Genomic DNA, 18,523 nt, shown 5'->3' on the forward strand with positions numbered 1-18,523 from the left:
GGGCGGGCGTGCTCGCCCCACGGTGTCTAACCAACGTCACATTATATAGGCACACGCCAGAAGGTACGGGCAATGTTGAAATTTATCCTACGTCGCTGTCTTGAAGCGATTCCAACGCTATTTATTCTCATCACGATTTCCTTCTTCATGATGCGCCTCGCGCCGGGAAGTCCATTTACCGGTGAGCGTACGCTGCCGCCAGAAGTCATGGCGAATATCGAAGCGAAATACCACTTAAACGATCCTATCTCTACCCAGTACTTCAATTACCTGAAGCAGCTGGCCCACGGTGATTTTGGACCGTCATTTAAATATAAAGACTATTCCGTTAACGACCTGGTGGCCTCCAGCTTCCCGGTTTCGGCGAAATTGGGTGCTGCGGCATTCATTCTGGCGATCGTTTTTGGAGTCACCGCAGGCGTTATCGCCGCGCTCAGACAAAATACCAAATGGGATTATGCAGTAATGGGGGTGGCGATGACCGGGGTAGTCATACCCAGCTTCGTTGTTGCGCCATTACTGGTGATGATATTTGCCATTACGCTGAAGTGGCTGCCTGGCGGCGGCTGGAACGGCGGGGCATTGAAGTTCATGATTTTGCCGATGGTGGCATTATCTCTGGCGTACATCGCCAGTATCGCGCGTATCACCCGTGGTTCAATGATCGAAGTGCTGCACTCGAACTTCATTCGTACCGCGCGTGCTAAAGGGCTGCCGATGCGTCGGATTATCTTCCGCCACGCGCTTAAGCCGGCACTGTTGCCCGTGCTCTCCTACATGGGACCGGCATTCGTCGGGATCATTACCGGCTCGATGGTTATCGAAACAATTTACGGCCTGCCGGGCATCGGCCAGCTGTTTGTTAACGGCGCGCTTAACCGCGACTATTCGCTGGTACTGAGCCTGACTATTCTCGTCGGTGCGCTGACCATTCTCTTTAACGCTATCGTTGATGTGCTGTATGCCGTCATCGACCCGAAAATCCGTTACTAACTGGAGCACGCCATGATGTTGAGTAAGAAAAACAGCGAGGCGCTGGAAAACTTCAGTGAAAAACTGGAAGTAGAAGGTCGTAGCCTCTGGCAGGACGCGCGCCGTCGCTTTATGCACAACCGCGCGGCGGTTGCGAGTCTGGTGGTTCTGGTGATCATCGCGCTGTTTGTGACCCTGGCGCCGATGCTGTCGCAATTTACCTATTTCGACACCGACTGGGGCATGATGTCCAGCGCGCCGGATATGGAATCAGGCCACTATTTTGGCACGGATTCATCCGGACGCGATCTGCTGGTGCGTGTCGCTATCGGTGGCCGTATCTCTCTGATGGTCGGTATTGCTGCCGCTCTGGTGGCGGTGATCGTGGGGACGCTCTACGGCTCACTGTCCGGCTACCTTGGCGGTAAAGTGGACTCGGTGATGATGCGTCTGCTGGAAATCCTGAACTCCTTCCCGTTTATGTTCTTCGTCATCCTGCTGGTGACCTTCTTCGGTCAGAATATCCTGTTGATCTTCGTGGCCATCGGGATGGTTTCCTGGCTGGATATGGCGCGTATCGTCCGCGGCCAGACGCTGAGCCTCAAACGCAAAGAGTTTATCGAAGCGGCGCAGGTAGGCGGTGTCTCTACCGGTAATATCGTGGTTCGCCATATCGTTCCTAATGTGCTGGGTGTGGTGGTGGTCTATGCCTCACTGCTGGTGCCAAGCATGATCCTGTTTGAATCTTTCCTGAGCTTCTTGGGTCTCGGTACACAAGAGCCGCTGAGCAGCTGGGGCGCGCTGCTCAGCGATGGCGCAAACTCAATGGAAGTGTCTCCGTGGCTGCTGCTTTATCCGGCGGGTTTCCTGGTCGTTACCCTGTTTTGTTTTAACTTTATCGGCGATGGCCTGCGTGATGCCCTCGACCCGAAAGACCGTTAAGGAGCGCCGTCATGACAATTATTGAAACGGCAACCGCGCCACAGGCGCAGCAGCGGAGCGACCTTCTGCTGGACGTAAAAGATCTTCGCGTCACCTTTAAGACTCCGGACGGGGATGTCACCGCCGTGAACGATCTCAACTTCAACCTGCGCGCGGGTGAAACGCTCGGCATCGTCGGTGAATCCGGTTCCGGGAAATCTCAGACCGCCTTTGCGTTAATGGGCCTGCTGGCTGCTAACGGCGTGATTGGGGGTTCCGCGAAATTCAACGGGCGTGAAATCCTTAACCTGCCGGAGCACGAGCTGAACAAGCTGCGCGCCGAACAGATCTCGATGATTTTCCAGGATCCGATGACTTCGCTGAACCCGTACATGCGCGTTGGTGAGCAGCTGATGGAAGTCCTGATGCTGCACAAAGGTCTGGGCAAAGCCGAAGCCTTTGAAGAGTCGGTCAAAATGCTCGATGCGGTGAAAATGCCGGAGGCACGCAAGCGCATGCGCATGTTCCCGCACGAGTTCTCTGGCGGTATGCGTCAGCGCGTGATGATTGCGATGGCGCTGCTCTGCCGGCCTAAGCTGCTGATTGCCGACGAACCTACTACCGCGCTGGACGTTACCGTTCAGGCGCAAATCATGACCCTGTTGAACGAGCTGAAGCGTGAGTTCAACACGGCGATTATCATGATTACCCACGACCTGGGCGTGGTGGCGGGCATCTGTGACAAAGTGCTGGTAATGTACGCCGGGCGAACGATGGAATATGGCAAAGCGCGCGATGTCTTCTATCAGCCAGCTCACCCGTACTCCATTGGCCTGCTGAACGCGGTGCCGCGTCTTGATGCGGAAGGGGAATCCCTGCTCACCATTCCTGGCAACCCGCCAAACCTGCTGCGCCTGCCGAAAGGCTGTCCGTTCCAGCCGCGCTGCCCGCACGCGATGGAAATCTGCAACAGCGCTCCGCCGCTGGAAGAGTTTGCACCAGGCCGTCTGCGCGCCTGCTTTAAGCCGCAGGAGGAACTGGTATGAACGCATTAGATGAAAAACGCAACGTGCTGCTCGAAATTGCTGACCTTAAGGTGCATTTCGACATTAAAGACGGAAAACAGTGGTTCTGGCAGCCGTCGAAGACCTTGAAAGCGGTGGATGGCGTTACGCTGCGCCTGTACGAAGGGGAAACCCTGGGCGTGGTCGGAGAGTCCGGCTGCGGTAAATCGACCTTTGCGCGCGCCATTATCGGTCTGGTAAAAGCGACCGACGGCAAAGTGGCCTGGCTGGGTAAAGATCTGCTGGGCATGAAACCCGACGAGTGGCGTGAGGTGCGCAGCGATATCCAGATGATTTTCCAGGATCCGCTGGCGTCGTTAAACCCGCGTATGACCATCGGCGAGATTATTGCCGAGCCGCTGCGGACCTATCATCCGAAGATGTCTCGTCAGGAAGTGCGCGATCGCGTTAAGGCGATGATGATGAAAGTCGGCCTGTTGCCTAACCTCATCAACCGCTACCCGCACGAATTCTCCGGCGGCCAGTGCCAGCGTATTGGTATCGCCCGTGCGCTGATCCTCGAGCCGAAGCTGATTATCTGCGACGAGCCGGTTTCCGCGCTGGACGTGTCCATTCAGGCACAGGTGGTAAACCTGCTGCAGAAGCTGCAGCGTGAAATGGGGCTGTCGCTGATCTTCATCGCGCATGACCTGGCCGTAGTGAAACACATTTCAGACCGCGTGCTGGTGATGTATCTGGGTCACGCCGTGGAGCTGGGTACCTATGACGAGGTGTACCACAATCCGCTGCACCCTTACACCAAAGCGCTGATGTCCGCTGTGCCAATCCCCGATCCGGATCTGGAAAAGAATAAGACCATCCAGCTGCTGGAAGGTGAATTGCCCTCACCGATTAACCCGCCGTCGGGCTGCGTCTTCCGCACGCGCTGCCCAATGGCCGGGCCGGAATGCGCGAAAACGCGTCCGGTTCTGGAAGGCAGTTTCCGACATGCGGTTTCCTGCCTGAAAGTAGACCCGTTATAATCGCAAGGGCTGACATGATGTCAGCCCTTATTTTTTGCGAGGTAATCGTGTCGCGTTTATTCACGTCAGCCCGTCGGCGGCTTTATCATTTTTTATTCGATCCTGAAACGGTATCCGGACGACGCTTCGAAGGTCTTTGCGGTTTATTTGCGCTTCTCAGCGTGGTCGTCATCTTTATTGAATCGGGTGCCGGGACGCAATATCACCTGACGTTTGACGAATGGCACATCTTTGTCTGGCTTGAGCTGGCGATTACCCTGGTTTTTACCGCTGAATATCTCCTCCGGGTAATAGCCTGGCCCAACCCGGCCCGATATGTTTTCAGCTTCTGGGGATTTATTGATTTAGCCACCATTTTGCCGCTCTACGTCATGTGGCTGTGGCCGGAAATCAGCCTGAGCTATGTCTTTGCCTGGCGAGCGATGCGCGTTATTCGCGTATTACGTATTCTGAAATTACTGCGTTTTATGCCCTCATTACGCGTGTTCTGGAGTGCAATCGTCAGCGCACGGCATCAGCTCATTCTGTTCTACTCGTTTATCGCCATCGTCATGATTGTTTTTGGCGCGCTGATGTATTTAATAGAAGGACCCAAATATGGCTTTACGACGCTCAATGCCTCCGTCTACTGGGCCATTGTGACCGTCACCACCGTGGGTTATGGTGATATTACTCCCCACACGCCGCTGGGCCGCATTGTGGCGTCAGTGCTGATTTTGATTGGCTATTCGGTGATTGCCATTCCGACTGGACTTATTACCACACACATGAGCAGCGCGTTTCAGAGCCGCAAGCAGCAGCGCAAGTGTCCTCATTGCGAGCAGGGTGAACATGATCACGACGCGCGGTTTTGTCATCGCTGTGGCAATAAATTGCCGGAGTAAATAAAAAAGGCTGCAATCGCAGCCTTTTTTATTATTCGCGCCAGAGTATATGGCACAGCTTATGGTCTTTCTCTCGACACAGCAGGACGCGAGCGAAAATATCGTTAATTTCACCACCGTCTTCATCTGCCAGCCCAATTACCACTTCGGCAAAAAAGTCAGGGTTCAGGTCGAAATCCACATGCTCAGCCCAGTCTTCTGAAGGGTCAAACAGCTCGGCACCGCCGCGCTCTTCGAACTGCAGATTAAAAAGGATCACGTCTGCGGGATCGAGGTTATCAACCGCCAGTTCGAGAAAAATGTCATAGGCCTGCTCGAGCGTTTCGTCTTCGGTCAGGCGATTGTTCAGATCCATTTCCATGATGACTACCTGTTTAACATCGTTGGGCACGTTTTACAGCAACGGACTAAAGAAGTAAAACAGTCGTTCGGCAATTCTCTGCCACAGCGGACGTTTTACCCACAGTCTGGCATCCAGCAGACGCGAGCGGGAGATATAATCATCCTGCACCGCCGCGAGATCGCCGCCAAAGCCGGCATCATCAATGACCAGCGTGATTTCAAAGTTGAGCCACAGGCTGCGCATATCCAGGTTGACCGTGCCCACCAGGCTCAGCTCACCGTCGACGAGCACGCTCTTGGTGTGGAGCAATCCGCCTTCAAACTGGTAAATTTTCACCCCGGCGGCCAGCAGTTCGCTAAAGAATGCCCGGCTGGCCCAGCCCACCAGGAGAGAGTCATTTTTGCGCGGCAAAATGATGCTCACATCGACACCGCGCTGCGCGGCTGTACAGATGGCGTGCAGGAGGTCGTCGCTGGGGACAAAGTAGGGCGTCGTCATGATCAGATATTCACGCGCCGAGTAGGTTGCCGTCAGCAGCGCCTGATGGATCAAGTCCTCCGGGAAGCCCGGCCCGGAAGCAATGGTATGAATGGTATGACCGCTGGCCTCCTCAAACGGCATAATATTGCCGTCCGGCGGCGGCGGCAGGATACGCTTGCCGGTTTCAATCTCCCAGTCGCAGGAATAAACGATGCCCATCGAGGTGGCAATCGGCCCCTCCATTCGCGCCATCAAATCAACCCATTGACCTACTCCTGAGTCCTGTTTGAAGAAGCGCGGGTCGACCATGTTCATGCTGCCGGTGTAGGCAATATAGTTATCGATCATGATCATTTTGCGATGCTGGCGGAGATCCATCCGGCGCAGAAACACGCGCAGGAGATTCACTTTCAACGCCTCAACCACTTCGATCCCGGCATTACGCATCATGCCCGCCCAGGGGCTACGGAAAAATGCCACGCTACCCGCGGAGTCAAGCATCAGGCGGCAATGAATGCCGCGCCGCGCGGCGGCCATCAGCGACTCAGCGACCTGGTCAGCCATCCCGCCGGGCTGCCAGATATAAAAAACCATCTCGATATTATGACGCGCCAGCTGAATATCGCGGATTAACGCCTGCATGACGTCGTCGGAGGAGGTCAGCAGCTGCAGTTGGTTGCCCTTAACGCCGCCAATCCCCTGGCGGCGCTCGCACAGCTTAAACAGTGAGGAGGCGACGCTGCTGTTCTCCTCGGCAAAAATATGTTTGCAGGCTTTAAGATCGTTCAGCCACTTCGCGGTGGAGGGCCACATGGCACGGGCGCGCTCGGCACGGCGTTTACCCAGATGAAGCTCACCAAAAGAGAGATAGGCAATAATTCCCACCAGCGGGAGGATGTAAATGATCAGAAGCCAGGCCATGGCAGAGGGTACGGCTCTGCGCTTCATCAGGATGCGTAATGTCACACCCGCGATTAACAGCCAGTATCCCAAAATGACCAGCCAACTCACCACGGTGTAGAAGGTTGTCATAGGTAAAAAAATCCTTTTGAAAGCGTATTGTTATGAGTGTACGCATCAGGATTCATCTGGCAAATAAAAACGCCAGGTAAAAGCGCTGGTTTGCTGCCGGGTTGGGTTTATAATGGCGACTCTGTTAGTTAAAGAGTTGTAGACATGAAGCGCAGTAGAACAGAAGTAGGGCGCTGGCGCATGTTGCGACAGGTGAGTCGTCGCAAGGCTCGTTGGCTGGAAGCTCAATCCCGCCGCAATATGCGTATTCACGCCATCAGAAAATGTGGATTGACCAGGCACCGCAACGCGTTGCTGTTCGCAGTCCAGGATATCTGAAACCATGAGGGCACCGTAACGGGTGCCCGCTGATTTTATAGCGTCTGATTTTTAGGAATAGCGTATTTGCAGCGATATTCCTGTTGTGTTTAGCAAAAGGAGGGAGAAGTGTTTGCGGAGTTTGGCGTACTGAATTTCTGGACGTATGTTGTCGGCGCATTTTTTATCGTGCTGGTGCCAGGGCCGAATACCCTGTTTGTGCTAAAAACCGGGATCGGTCACGGCGTTAAAAAAGGGTATCTTGCCGCCACGGGCGTATTTATCGGCGATGCGGTGCTGATGTTTCTGGCCTGGGCGGGCGTCGCGGCATTAATCCAGACCACGCCGGTACTGTTTAATATCGTGCGCTATCTCGGGGCTTTCTATCTGCTCTGGCTGGGGGGCAAAATGCTCTGGTCGGTGGTAAACCGTCAAAAAAACGCGCATGAGAGCGGCCCCGAACCTGCCAGTATGATCATGAAACGTTCCCTGGTGTTAAGCCTGACCAACCCCAAAGCGATTCTGTTCTACGTATCGTTCTTCGTTCAGTTCATTGACGTGAATGCGAAGAGTACCGGCACTTCTTTCCTGATCCTTGCGACGACGCTGGAGTTGATAAGCTTTATGTACATGAGCTTCCTGATCTTCTCCGGTGCGTTTGTCACGCGTTATCTGAAAACAAAAAAGAAGCTGGCAAAGCTGGGGAACGGGCTAATAGGGCTGCTGTTTGTCGGGTTTGCGGCGAGATTAGCGTCGCTGCATTGATGATTTGAAAGGCTCCTGCGGGAGCCTTTTTAATGTCTGGCGTAGCTGGAAAGCCGCGCCAGACAAGGCTTCACGTTTTACTACTAGCAGTCAAAAGCCATAAAAAGCGGCTAGGGTGTGGACACATTGTGGACACTCTGACCACCATTAGCACCCTTCAACGGATTAAGCGAAATCGCGTCCTGCAGGTACTGAGGAGCGAAGTGCGCATAGACCATTGTCTGCGCAATTTTCGTATGACCTAAGATCCTCTGCAGTGTGATGATGTTGCCCCCGTTAATCATAAAATGCGTGGCGAAAGAGTGTCGTAGCGCATGTGTTGCTTGTCCGGCCGGTAAATCGGGCTTAACCTCTTTGAGGGTTCGCCTGAAGTCAGCATAACTGGCCTCAGGAAACAAAAAGCCTCGTGTTTTGCCGACTACGTAAGCCGCAACGTCATCAGAGATCGGGACCGTGCGCGGTGTGTTGGTTTTCGTCTTAACGAAAGACACCCGGTTATGAATCACGTTCTCCGCCTTTAACCGTGCCGCTTCTCCCCATCTTGCCCCGGTGCTCAAGCATAAAACCGCAATTTTACGATTATCACCTGAGAGCGCAGCTAGTAAGGCGTCAATTTCCTCAAGAGTGAGATAGCCCGTTTCGGCTGTCTGCTCTTTCAGTTTTTTGAATCCCCTGAATGGATGTTCACCGTTATAGAGCTCTGACTCAATCAGGGTAGTAAACATCCCACCTAGTGTGATCAGGTCGCGGTTGATGGTTGTTGGCTTAATACCTTCACCCCGGCGTTGAGCACAATATTGCGTTATCAGGCTCTTGGTAATCTGGAAAGCGCACGGGTTTCCGGTCATCGTTTCGAAACGCTCAATTTTCCTGAGATACGATTGACCGTGCTCCTCATGTTTACCTTTCAGCTTCCACCATAATTCTTTCAGTTCCGACAATTGGCGTTTGTCCGTTGGTTTTGAAAGCCATTCCTTTGAGTGATGGTTATATTGAGTATGCTTTTCAAAAGCCATCGCCTCGCTTTTCTTGTCGAACTTCCGACGGATGCGTTTTCCGTTACGCCCGCTCGGTCTAATGTCCACTTCATATCGACCATCATCGAGCTTTTTAACAGACATAAAGCCTCCCGATGATGTTACTGCGTACTTCAATTTCCTGATTTAAATAGCAAAAACTCACTGTGCATTTGCTGCACAAAAAAGCGCCGTAAATGGTTAGCCAGTTTTCTGGTCTGAGTGGGGTGACGTTGTTGTCTGCTGCCCAAAGTGCGCGAGAGCCGGTGCAATTTGCCCAGCTTCAGGTGCTATTTGATCAGTCATAAACCACATCGTGTATTTCGTGAAACGAGGGTGCTGGAGAATTTTCATTATGGATTCTACACCTGCATTTTTGGAGCGGCTTTCATAGCTCGAAAGTGAACTATAAGGAACGCCAGTCAAGTCACTGACTTCCCTACGGTTTAGCCTCTCTGACTCCCGCATGAGTTTTAGCTTCTCTGAAACGTGTATTGACATGATTACTCCTATTGCGTAATTTTGTGTTCATGGTATCCATTGTTTTGCATTCGTAGTTACACTAAAGGCAATTATAAGCCATTAAGAGCAATTAAAACGCTAACGGAGAAGTGTACCAGATGAAGAAGACGTTAGAGAGCGCAACTGACGCAGTTCCATATCAGGAGTTTGCACGCCTGATAGGTAAAACCCCGGCGGCCGTAAAAGGGATGATTGAGAAAGGCAAATTACCAATCATTGAAATGACCGACCCACAATCTGCTACTGGAAGAGCTGGGGAGTATTGGGTCTACCTTCCGGCATGGAACAACGGTATGAAGATGGCATATGAAAGCCGTCCTAGAGAGATTCGCGATGGTTGGTTGATGTGGCTCGGCTTAGGGCAACCTTCACGGTAATTAGATTCATCTATTTCATTCAAATTCAATCGAGAAATTGCATGTCAAAACCAATAAAGCATGGCTGCATTCGTCATATCACTAATGGTATGCGGGTGCTGATCGACTTAAAAAGCGTGGCCGCTATCCGTGAGCGCACTGAAACAGCCGACAAAGTTGAGGTGCATCTGACGTCGGGAGAAGTTTTTGAACTTGATGTTGCCTATGAGGAGATTGCAGGTCTGTATCTAGAATTTTTAGCAAAAGAACGTGGGGTTATGGCAAACCCCACCAGTATTTGAGCTTAGTTGATATCTAAAAAGCTTTTATGCGTGACAGGCATTTTAGATTGAACTGCCTCTCTCAACTGGATTGACAGTTTGTTGATTTCCTCAGCCTTCTCACGATTAGAGATCGCATCAGAGGAAGAATTAACCAATGCAATGGCTGATTTTAGAGTGGCAATTAATTCATCATTTTGTTGATTAGTCATGAAATACCTCATGTGATTGGCTTGTTTTTGGCGATGCGATCCTATCACAAGGCCATGTGTCGGGCATGGTTAAAACCCGACTCCCTAAGGAGAATTTATGAAAGAGCCTCGCTGTATTGCACAGTTGCTTCGAAGAGAAAACCCTAATCCGATCAACTTCACCATCACTCACGGTCGCGGCCGCAAGGGCATAATCATCCGGACCCGTAAGCCGGGCGTTTTCGAGAAGGTTCGCCGTCTGGTCAAAAAGAGAGGACTGTGGTTATGACGGTAATGACACTGGACGTGATCCAGAAACAACCAACAGCGCTTCGCGGTCTGGTCTGCAAGTATTTGGCTCAGCCTCGCTGGCAGGACACTTGCGATTTTTACAATCAGATGATGGAGCGGGAGCGTCTTACGGTTTGTTTCCACGCTCAATTAAAACAGCGCCACTCTGTCATGCGCTTAGAGGAAATGACCGAAGCCGATCGTGAGCGTCTTGTTTGCGCGCTTGATGAATTGAGAAATGCATTCGCCCGGCACCGCCAACTTGGCGTGTCGAAAGCAACTTTCATCAGCCGCCTGACCGTTAGCCAAAGGCGATCACTGTTTCTTCATGCGGGGCTGACAGAGCAGGAATTTATGATGCCGCACTGGCGTTTGAACGAAGAGGGCTGTTATTGGCGCGACAAACTTTTCCGCGCTCTGCGAGAGCTGTTCAGCCTTTTTGAGTACGCACCAACCATTTTAACCTCGGTAAAACCTGAGCAGTATTTACATTAATTAATCTGGATTCGATTTATTACGCGCCTTACAGCGTGGGGACTCCTTTTGTCCGGAGATAGGCAAATGCAAAAGCAAAATACAGCGCAGCGGGGGATGTATTCGGCACTTCTAGCGCAGGCAGTAAGCGAGGCACAGCGCGACTTGGCGACCCGTTTCTCTTCTCAGTTTGATGGGCTTATCGCGTACATCAGTAAGTCAGAACTTAATCGCACCGAGATTATCGAGTTATTAGGCCAGGAGTCGGAAAAGTTACACAACTCAATTTTCGGTAGAGCTGGTTAACCACTGTTAACAGGAAGCAAAAATGAGCATACACATCGAGATTAATAACCAATACGTCATCACCAGTGACCGCTATCAATTCATTTTGCAGGAGAAGAAGACCGCAACATCCGGGAAGAACAAAGGCAAGGATTGGCTGGACGTTGTGGGTTACTACCCAACTATCCCTAAGCTTATCTCAGGCCTGGTATTGCATGATCTTTTGACCAGCGATCTTATTGGCTTCTCAGCTTTGGAAGCTCGAATTGAACGCCTGGGGAAGCAATGTCTGGACGCCTTTAAATAGTATGTCCATCGAATCTCGGGGGCGTATTGCCCCCTCGCCACCACCACCATTTTTGAAGGGCACCAGTGATTCATTCGTTGGTGCTTATCCCTGGAATAACGTCAACAAAGAGGCTATTGGCCGCGACAGACCCCTTACACGTGCCGAACTCCGTCAGGTGCAAGGTGTTTTAAACCGTATTGACCGTCTGCCATTTTTCCTGCAAACGCTGTTTACATCGCGTTATAACTTCATCCGCCGTAAAAAGAGCCCTTTGGGTGGGCTGTATTTTCTTAAAAACACGTTTGAGCGCAAGCTGCTGCCACGTCTTGAGCGTGTTAATGAGCTGTGCGGGATGAATGAATCCGCCTCGATTGGTTTTCTGTCCGAGCGCGACCAGTATGCGCGCTTACCAGATATGAATGACAAAGAGCTCAGGAAATTTGCGGCCAGAATTGCCTCTCAGCTCTGGAGCAAATACGAGGAGTTAAGCGACGCCTGGGCGGAGGCTCACGGCGGGAAAGAGACACTTTTCACCGATGAAGCTCAGTCGCACCTATATGGGAAAGTGGCCGGTATTGCTCGCGCATTTAACATCACCCCGATGTACTGGAAAAAATACCGTAAGGGGCAGATGACGATCCGCATGGCATTTTCCACTATTTCCCGCCTGATTAAAGACGAGTGGTGGTTCAACCAGCTCAAAGCACAGCGGATGCGCTGGCGCGAGGCGCTGCTCATCGCTGCCGGTGAGGTCAACAAAGACCGTTCACCTTACGCAAGCAAAATGGCGATCCGCGATGTTCACTCGCGCCGCCTGGCTAATCTCGAATACCTGAAATCCTGTGAACTGGAAAACAAAGTCACCGGTGAACGTATCGACCTCATCAGTAAGGTCATGGGGAGTATTTCTAACCCTGAAATACGCCGCATGGAGCTGATGAACACTATCGCCGGGATTGAACGTTACGCGACCAGCGTTGGTGACGTGGGAATGTTTATCACGCTGACCACGCCATCGAAGTATCACCCGACCCGTCAGGTTGGCAAAGGTGAAAGCAAAACGGTGCAGCTCAATCACGGCTGGAACGAAACAGCATTCACACCCAAAGATGGCCAGCGCTATCTATGCCGAATCTGGAGCCTGATGCGTACAGCTTTCAAAGATAACGATTTAGAGGTTTACGGGATGCGCGTTGTCGAACCGCACCACGACGGCACGCCACACTGGCACATGATGCTGTTTTGCAAACCCGGTCAGCGTAAAGCCATTAACGAAATTATGCGTCGTTATGCCCTCAAAGAGGACGGACACGAAAAGGGCGCGGCAAAACAGCGCTTTGAGTCACGCCATCTTAATCAGGGCGGGGCGGCGGGTTATATCGCTAAATACATTGCAAAAAATATCGACGGTTACGCGCTTGACGGCCAGCTCGATCACGACACCGGCAAGCCTCTGAAAGATACGGCCGCAGCCGTCGCCGCATGGGCGTCAACATGGCGTATCCCTCAGTTTAAACCGATTGGTCTCCCGACTATGGGCGCTTACCGCGAACTGCGCAAATTGCCGCGTGGGGTGAGTATTGCCTGCGAGTTTGACGACAGGGTCGAGGCCGCGCGAGCAGCTGCAGATGAGGGGGATTTTGAGCGGTACATCATCGCGCAGGGTGGGGCAAATATGCCGCGTGATGCTCAGGCCGTCAGGGTCGCCCGTAAGCTTACGGATGAGGTTAACGAGTTCGAGGAAGATATCGAGAGGGTGGTCGGTATTTATGCCCCTCACCTCGGGGCTCACCATGTCCATGTAACCCGTACAGCCGAATGGCGAATCGTTCCAAAGGTTTTGGCCGTTGAGCCTTTGACCTTAAAAAGCGGCTCTGCCGCGCCTCGGAGTCCTGTCAATAACTGTAGAAAGCTCACCGGCGGTGGCGATTCAGTTATGAACCCCACACCGTCTGAGCAAGCCGCAGCGGTGTTAAATCTGATTGAACGCGGGGTTCTCGGCTGGAATGAGCCAGACGTCGTGAAGGTGCTTAACGGCGCGTTAAGAGCTGGCGCGCCGTGCAAAAATCGCCAGCAAGGAAGCAATGCGCCGCTTAAAACGAGAGAGCAAGCACCATCAGCCAGGATGACAAAACCCGAAAGGGATCACGTCCCAAAAATTCGTCACGATTTGACTCAGGAGGGCATTACTCCGGAACGGTGGGAACTCGACGTGCTCGCGCGTGGGGCAACGGTTATCTTTGGTGATAAAAAGTTCAAATATGAGATCAAAGACGACTGGGCGGTATTTTTTCTTGTGGAAAATTTGAGTAAGTAATTAGGTGATTTTATGACAAATTGTATGTTCATTATCACCTTGCAGTGAAAGTATACAACATGGCCAGCATGTAAACTTGCTATTAGTTTTAGCAGAGATTGACAATCTTGCTTTAAAAGTTAAATCTTCACTCGATTTTAAAAAAAAGCTAATGTAATTCATAATTGCATTAGCCATTGATCTCGAAAGTGTGTTTTTTGTCTATTTGTTTCTGAAGTTGATTATTTTTATTATCAACCATATAAAAAATATTGATGTAAAAAAATAAATTGCATCTTCATAGTTTTTTAACGCGCCACTTTTAATTGGGGCTGACAGCTTAAATGTTTCAAATAATGGCTTCACAATAACTGGTGATAATGATGTGGACGCAATCAAACCAAATGCCATTGTTATTTTATTATTTCCTTTCTCACTGCGATCTGCATCGATGAGTTTGATCACTTGCATCCTAGATTTTATTATTTCAATAACGCTTTTGCGGGCGATTTTTATATCCTCTGAATTTTTCGTTTTAAGGACGAAATCTTGTATTTCACCGTATTTTCTTGAGAAAATCCTAAGCCACTCTTCAAATAAAAGTATGTCCTCTTGAATTTTTGCAAGGCCAAGGTGAGTTTTTTCATTTTCAATTTTGTTTATTTTGGATTCATAGAAAAAGGAAATGTAATCTCTTAGCTCACTTTTAATTTGGTTGTCCCATTTTAAATTTTCCTCTGTATATTCTTTCTTAAAATACTCATTATTAATCCCGCTGGAAAGTAAAGTTAGCGCTAAACCCTGCTCCGAGTAAAAATTATAATCATCAAAGGCTCGATGGTCTATGTATTCCTTAGACTGTTTTTTGTTTGCTAAGAGATGGCTTTTCCCTAGCAATAAGAAGACTAATTTTTCGTTTTCCTTAGCATTTTCGGAAGCGCTGTTCTTTTGATTTTCATGCTCAAAAATATATACATTTGGTTTTCCTTGCCAAAAGTTGTAAAAATCAGAAGTATTGTTGCCAAAGAGGAGGCTCTTTAGATTTTTCTTGTTTATTGTATTAAATATAATAGCTATAAGGTATCTGGCAATGTCGCTAAGATTATGTTGTATTTGCAGCGAGTTTGCATAGTCAACATATTTTCCGGTTATTATTGAACCATTAATTTCCATTTCCTTTGAGTTGCCAATTAATAATCTCATGCTATTTTTTATGTGATCTTTTAGCTTATGTCTATTGAGTAATGACATTCCTGAATAATCAAGCAATAATGATTGCACCGCGAACTCAATACTAGTGGTAATTGAATGGTTTAATTCAAACGGAAGACTTAAGACGTTTTTAATAAAAGCCTCTAAATCAATAGAGCGTTCTTCAGCGTCAATAAATGTCACATGAGATATACCATTTTTATATAATCGTATGATGGGGTAAATAAATAATTCAATGTTGTTATTTTTAACGATAATGGGCTTTAGGCAACATATTATATTTTCATAATAATCATTATTTAATGTGTGGAATAGTTTTCTCTCTGAAAGTCTTATGTTAATGCATTGATTTAAGGCATTGGCAGTAAGGACGCAAGTGCCTGAGTTCTGGATTTTATCAAATCCTATAACACTTACGCCGTTATCATTGTTTTCATACCTTAATTCTATTTTTGTTGAGGTTGGGATAGAGTTTGCAATATAACTAAAAGTGTTGTCTGGCGTTAGGATTGAAAGAAATAAGCCAGTATTGATCAACTCGGTTCCAAATTTCTCAGTGTCTGTATACTCAGGCGATTGTGTTGTGTATGTATGCCAAATAGTGCCTCTATTAATTTGCATGTAATGTTCCATAAATATGATTAGGTGTATTTTCTTGGTAACTGTACTCGATAGTAACATTAGGCAAGGTATCAGTTAACTACAGCCAAGTTAACAGCAGTCCTAAGACTATGGGGCTGGTTAAGTGGTGCTGCCTCATCGCGAAGCATTAGCTACGATGATGAAGTTATCAAATTAACGGAAACAATCAATAGGTTCTTAATGTGCCGTGAAAGATGACACATTGAGTTTCATCTTTCACGACACACTAGATTATCACTCATCTTGCGCGGTCAATTGCATGATACAGGGCGCACCAAACAGGCACTCTTAATACTTTTAGGATTTTCCCCCACGGACTGGACCATATTTTAGTAATGCATGCATGAGGTGCATGAGTTTGCATCCGTTTCTTAATCCAGTTTTTGCCAGCCTGCGCAAGTGCTGGCGCGGCTCAATGCTGCTGATGCACTTGCATCAAAAGCGCTCCGTTAAGCGCGCAGGCGAGGCGGGGATAGCACTGCGCGCCAGACGTGATAACAGCATTTATTTTGCGCGTCTGTGCGCGTCGTGGTAGCGCGCTGTGCTTTCGGTTGGGTGACGAGGTGAGCAAGGGATTACGGGGCGTGTGAGACGTCTGGTGCGCTCTGTGTAAGTGCCGCCCGGAGGCGGCATTTTGGGCGGGTTTAGTCGGTCTCTATGCTGTAATCCTTAAAGCGGATCACCTCCATTCCTAACCAATCGTTAATCTCTTTGAAACGCTCCTGCAGCGGCGTCAGCTCGTTACGCACAAATACCCGCGCCACCTTCTCAATATCCCCCATCGAGCCGATATTTTCAGGCTTGCCGCCCATGAGCTGGAACGGTACGCGGTGCCGGAGCCCGTCACCCGGCCAAAAGAGCTTTATATCAACGGCGAACTGGTGAGCAAATGGGATGAGTGAATTTAAGCCCTTTGACGACAGACTCAATGGTCTGATTGCTGCCCTGTCACCGGCTTCACGCCGTAAGCTGGCCGGAGAGATAGCAAAGGAGCTGCGCAAGTCGCAACAGCAACGCATCAAGCTGCAGAAAGCCCCGGACGGCTCGCCGTATCAGGCGAGAAAGCGTCAGCCGCTCAGGGCTAAGACCGGGCGGATTAAGCGGGCGATGTTCCAGAAGCTCCGCACGAGCCGGTACATGAAAGCCACTGGCCGTGAAAACAGTGCCGTGGTTGAGTTTACCGGCAAAGTGCAGCGCATCGCCCAGATTCATCATTACGGCCTTAAAGACCGGCCAAATCGATATGTTTCAGATTTAAAGTACCCAGAACGAAAATTGTTGGGTGTTAATCCTAGCGATAAAGAGCTTATAGAAGAGATAATATACAAAGTATGTTTTTTGAGGTGACATACAGGGGGCTTTAATTTCTTATGATTTTTGGAGGTTTAATCAAATTTGATCAATATGATTACCTAGCATAACGCACTCTAATCACTTAAGATTATGTGTCTGGGTCTTTTAATGGTCAAGTTGAGGTCTTTTGGGTATGTTTGAGTTGTCTGCGGAAAAATTTAATCAGATGCGTCGAGAGATTGATTATCCTCCTTTATTCGAATTATTCAAAAAGGAGTTGCCTCGTTTTGAAAAATGGATGAAGCAACAAGGGATTACCAAAGAGATCATGTTTGAACATGGTTTGGCAAGATTTTTAATAAGTGATGTTATTCTTTATCTATGCAAGCAACACGGTAAGGTTTATTTATGGGATGACGGGGTTATGGATTTCGAGGAAAAGAAAAAAAGTGCATGGATAGAAGATTTTATTGTGTTAACCCCTTACTTCCTCTGGTTAAGGGGTGAAGTCGGTGATGACGAGTGCAATGTGGCGAGAAATAAATTTTCTATTAATGCATTTATGAAGGGGCACCATTATTTTATGGGTAAAGTTCCTTTGAGAAATTTAGGTGATGGAATTTTAAAAGGTACAAATCTTTCAAGCAAGTTATTAGATTTTGTATCGCTAGATAACCTAAACCTTATACAGCCAATGAATAATAGTCACCTCTACATATATTGTTCCTCTGCTGTTAATCTCATGATAGATGGTAGTGTCGCATTTCTTAAGTTTAAAGAATGTAAGTTATCGGAAATTCAAATAAAGCATAATGGGATAATTTTACAAAATGGAAGTTTTCAAGAATTTTCTTTTAATAGATGTCATATTGATTTGAAACTCAGTTCGGCAAATATCATGCACATGAAAGTTAATGGTTGTAATTTTAATGCGGTTTGTGATTTTGCTCGTTTTGATAGCCAATGTGAGTTCACCTATGATCGAAAAAGGAAGTTTTCATATCAATCAGAAAGTGATTTTTTCGATGTTGTTACAAAGTTGTTTAGTAATGCAAATGATTATTCAAAAGCAGGTGAGTATTACTATAAGAAAAGAAAAGCATTGATGTTAGAGTCGCTTTGTTCATGGCAAAATTTTAGAGATCATACGTTTAGAATGACCAAGAGGCAAAGGTTCAGGTTTAAGGTGAAAATGTTTTTGAAAAGTTTTCCTGATGCATTTAACTATTTTGCTTGGGGTTTTGGGGAGAGGCCATTAAGAGCTCTTGGTACATCTTTATTGATCGTTTGTCTCTCTACTATTGTTTATTACTTTAGTGCGAAGTCCAATACTCAAACATTTGTTGAGGCACTTTATTTTAGTATTGTTACATTTACCACGCTAGGCTTTGGTGATATTACTCAAGAAAGCGATTTTTTGCGCTTATTTTCAGCGGTTGAATCATTTTCCGGGTTGGTTCTTATGGGGTTATTTCTTGCTGGTTATGCCTCTAAGACCAAACGATATTAGTTTTTATATAATAATTTGTTGAGCAGAAACAGTCTCTGTCATCATTGAACACCCTGCAGCAGTAGTTGTTCTATTCATCATACAGCTCCATTGAATTGCCGTCGTCATCCACTGGCGGCATCCT

Annotated in this window: 22 protein-coding genes and 2 pseudogenes; 17 read left to right on the plus strand and 7 right to left on the minus strand. The window is 48.6% G+C overall.

From position 1 onward, the window contains the following. The first annotated feature begins 72 nt into the window (after positions 1-72). From oppB to ACMWLG_RS19185, 5 genes are read left to right on the plus strand one after another with little or no spacing between them, the layout of a single operon-like run. Positions 73-993 carry an oligopeptide ABC transporter permease OppB gene (gene oppB, locus ACMWLG_RS19165; protein WP_008502786.1) on the plus strand — a complete coding sequence of 307 codons (921 nt, stop codon included), beginning with the start codon at positions 73-75 and terminating at the stop codon, positions 991-993. Positions 994-1,005: 12 nt separating this feature from the next. Continuing rightward, positions 1,006-1,914: an oligopeptide ABC transporter permease OppC gene (gene oppC / locus ACMWLG_RS19170; RefSeq protein ID WP_008502787.1), complete on the plus strand. Its 909-nt coding sequence runs from the start codon at positions 1,006-1,008 to the stop codon at positions 1,912-1,914. Between the two features lie 11 nt (positions 1,915-1,925). Further along, positions 1,926-2,939 (plus strand): ABC transporter ATP-binding protein, encoded by a 1,014-nt coding sequence (locus ACMWLG_RS19175; protein ID WP_045404931.1) that lies wholly within the window; start codon positions 1,926-1,928, stop codon positions 2,937-2,939. Next, complete coding sequence (gene oppF / locus ACMWLG_RS19180; RefSeq protein WP_045404928.1) at positions 2,936-3,940, plus strand: murein tripeptide/oligopeptide ABC transporter ATP-binding protein OppF; 1,005 nt, start codon at positions 2,936-2,938, stop codon at positions 3,938-3,940. The genes ACMWLG_RS19175 and oppF overlap by 4 nt, the downstream gene beginning before the upstream one ends. Positions 3,941-3,954: 14 nt before the next feature. After that, positions 3,955-4,824: an ion transporter gene (locus tag ACMWLG_RS19185; protein WP_045404926.1), complete on the plus strand. Its 870-nt coding sequence runs from the start codon at positions 3,955-3,957 to the stop codon at positions 4,822-4,824. A gap of 31 nt (positions 4,825-4,855) precedes the next feature. On the opposite strand, the gene ACMWLG_RS19190 is transcribed toward ACMWLG_RS19185, so the two are convergent. Both ACMWLG_RS19190 and cls read right to left on the minus strand, forming a co-directional pair. Then, the gene (locus ACMWLG_RS19190) at positions 4,856-5,185 is read right to left on the minus strand and encodes an HI1450 family dsDNA-mimic protein (protein WP_006810881.1); all 330 of its coding nucleotides are present in this window, start codon (positions 5,183-5,185) and stop codon (positions 4,856-4,858) included. Between the two features lie 33 nt (positions 5,186-5,218). Continuing rightward, positions 5,219-6,679, minus strand: coding sequence for a cardiolipin synthase (cls, locus tag ACMWLG_RS19195; protein WP_008502791.1), 1,461 nt, complete (start codon positions 6,677-6,679; stop codon positions 5,219-5,221). A 144-nt stretch (positions 6,680-6,823) separates the two neighbouring features. Between cls and ACMWLG_RS19200 the strand changes: the two genes are divergently transcribed. Continuing rightward, a complete protein-coding gene (locus tag ACMWLG_RS19200; protein WP_086379783.1) occupies positions 6,824-6,997 on the plus strand; it encodes a YciY family protein in 174 nt (57 codons plus the stop codon). A 108-nt stretch (positions 6,998-7,105) separates the two neighbouring features. Continuing rightward, positions 7,106-7,741 carry a leucine efflux protein LeuE gene (leuE, locus tag ACMWLG_RS19205; RefSeq protein WP_045404924.1) on the plus strand — a complete coding sequence of 212 codons (636 nt, stop codon included), beginning with the start codon at positions 7,106-7,108 and terminating at the stop codon, positions 7,739-7,741. A gap of 110 nt (positions 7,742-7,851) precedes the next feature. Here leuE and ACMWLG_RS19210 read toward each other — a convergent pair whose 3' ends face one another. Continuing rightward, positions 7,852-8,862 (minus strand): tyrosine-type recombinase/integrase, encoded by a 1,011-nt coding sequence (locus tag ACMWLG_RS19210; protein WP_032667446.1) that lies wholly within the window; start codon positions 8,860-8,862, stop codon positions 7,852-7,854. A gap of 96 nt (positions 8,863-8,958) precedes the next feature. Continuing rightward, the gene (locus ACMWLG_RS19215; RefSeq protein WP_032665606.1) at positions 8,959-9,258 is read right to left on the minus strand and encodes a helix-turn-helix domain-containing protein; all 300 of its coding nucleotides are present in this window, start codon (positions 9,256-9,258) and stop codon (positions 8,959-8,961) included. A gap of 119 nt (positions 9,259-9,377) precedes the next feature. Here ACMWLG_RS19215 and ACMWLG_RS19220 point away from each other — a divergent pair, with 119 nt between their 5' ends. Continuing rightward, positions 9,378-9,656, plus strand: coding sequence for a regulatory phage cox family protein (locus ACMWLG_RS19220; protein ID WP_032665605.1), 279 nt, complete (start codon positions 9,378-9,380; stop codon positions 9,654-9,656). 41 nt (positions 9,657-9,697) lie between these two features. Beyond that, positions 9,698-9,937, plus strand: coding sequence for a hypothetical protein (locus tag ACMWLG_RS19225; RefSeq protein ID WP_000042568.1), 240 nt, complete (start codon positions 9,698-9,700; stop codon positions 9,935-9,937). Between the two features lie 2 nt (positions 9,938-9,939). Here ACMWLG_RS19225 and ACMWLG_RS19230 read toward each other — a convergent pair whose 3' ends face one another. Continuing rightward, positions 9,940-10,128: a hypothetical protein gene (locus tag ACMWLG_RS19230; protein ID WP_000184654.1), complete on the minus strand. Its 189-nt coding sequence runs from the start codon at positions 10,126-10,128 to the stop codon at positions 9,940-9,942. A 97-nt stretch (positions 10,129-10,225) separates the two neighbouring features. On the opposite strand from ACMWLG_RS19230, the gene ACMWLG_RS19235 reads away from it, so the two are divergent. The 5 genes from ACMWLG_RS19235 (at position 10,226) to ACMWLG_RS19255 (ending at position 13,763) form a co-directional block, all read left to right on the plus strand. Further along, a complete protein-coding gene (locus ACMWLG_RS19235) occupies positions 10,226-10,396 on the plus strand; it encodes a hypothetical protein (protein WP_181014053.1) in 171 nt (56 codons plus the stop codon). Beyond that, complete coding sequence (locus ACMWLG_RS19240; protein WP_029883441.1) at positions 10,393-10,893, plus strand: hypothetical protein; 501 nt, start codon at positions 10,393-10,395, stop codon at positions 10,891-10,893. The genes ACMWLG_RS19235 and ACMWLG_RS19240 overlap by 4 nt, the downstream gene beginning before the upstream one ends. A gap of 66 nt (positions 10,894-10,959) precedes the next feature. Further along, positions 10,960-11,178 carry a DUF2732 family protein gene (locus ACMWLG_RS19245; protein ID WP_014884152.1) on the plus strand — a complete coding sequence of 73 codons (219 nt, stop codon included), beginning with the start codon at positions 10,960-10,962 and terminating at the stop codon, positions 11,176-11,178. A 22-nt stretch (positions 11,179-11,200) separates the two neighbouring features. Continuing rightward, positions 11,201-11,464, plus strand: a complete 264-nt coding sequence (locus ACMWLG_RS19250; RefSeq protein WP_038419815.1) for a DUF5405 family protein — start codon at positions 11,201-11,203, stop codon at positions 11,462-11,464. Position 11,465: 1 nt separating this feature from the next. Beyond that, a complete protein-coding gene (locus ACMWLG_RS19255; RefSeq protein WP_047063725.1) occupies positions 11,466-13,763 on the plus strand; it encodes a replication endonuclease in 2,298 nt (765 codons plus the stop codon). Positions 13,764-13,964: 201 nt separating this feature from the next. On the opposite strand, the gene ACMWLG_RS19260 is transcribed toward ACMWLG_RS19255, so the two are convergent. Together ACMWLG_RS19260 and ACMWLG_RS19265 are read right to left on the minus strand one after the other, a co-directional pair. After that, entirely contained in the window at positions 13,965-15,575 is a 1,611-nt protein-coding gene (locus ACMWLG_RS19260; RefSeq protein ID WP_047063723.1) for a hypothetical protein, read from the minus strand. Between the two features lie 665 nt (positions 15,576-16,240). Next, positions 16,241-16,429 (minus strand): annotated as a pseudogene (locus ACMWLG_RS19265) (Presumed portal vertex protein); the annotation flags it as partial. Here ACMWLG_RS19265 and ACMWLG_RS19270 point away from each other — a divergent pair. From ACMWLG_RS19270 to ACMWLG_RS19280, 3 genes and pseudogenes are all read left to right on the plus strand, one after another. Continuing rightward, positions 16,430-16,498, plus strand: a pseudogene (locus ACMWLG_RS19270) (phage tail protein); the annotation flags it as partial. Continuing rightward, complete coding sequence (locus tag ACMWLG_RS19275; protein WP_047063720.1) at positions 16,491-16,943, plus strand: phage virion morphogenesis protein; 453 nt, start codon at positions 16,491-16,493, stop codon at positions 16,941-16,943. The pseudogene ACMWLG_RS19270 and the gene ACMWLG_RS19275, both read left to right, overlap by 8 nt. A 139-nt stretch (positions 16,944-17,082) precedes the next feature. Next, positions 17,083-18,399 carry a potassium channel family protein gene (locus ACMWLG_RS19280; RefSeq protein WP_047634922.1) on the plus strand — a complete coding sequence of 439 codons (1,317 nt, stop codon included), beginning with the start codon at positions 17,083-17,085 and terminating at the stop codon, positions 18,397-18,399. Positions 18,400-18,523: the final 124 nt, after the last annotated feature.

The sequence above is a fragment of the Enterobacter sp. 01-M-02-SI-ECC genome (genome assembly GCF_047530595.1).
GTDB classification, from domain to species: Bacteria; Pseudomonadota; Gammaproteobacteria; order Enterobacterales; family Enterobacteriaceae; genus Enterobacter; species Enterobacter cloacae_M.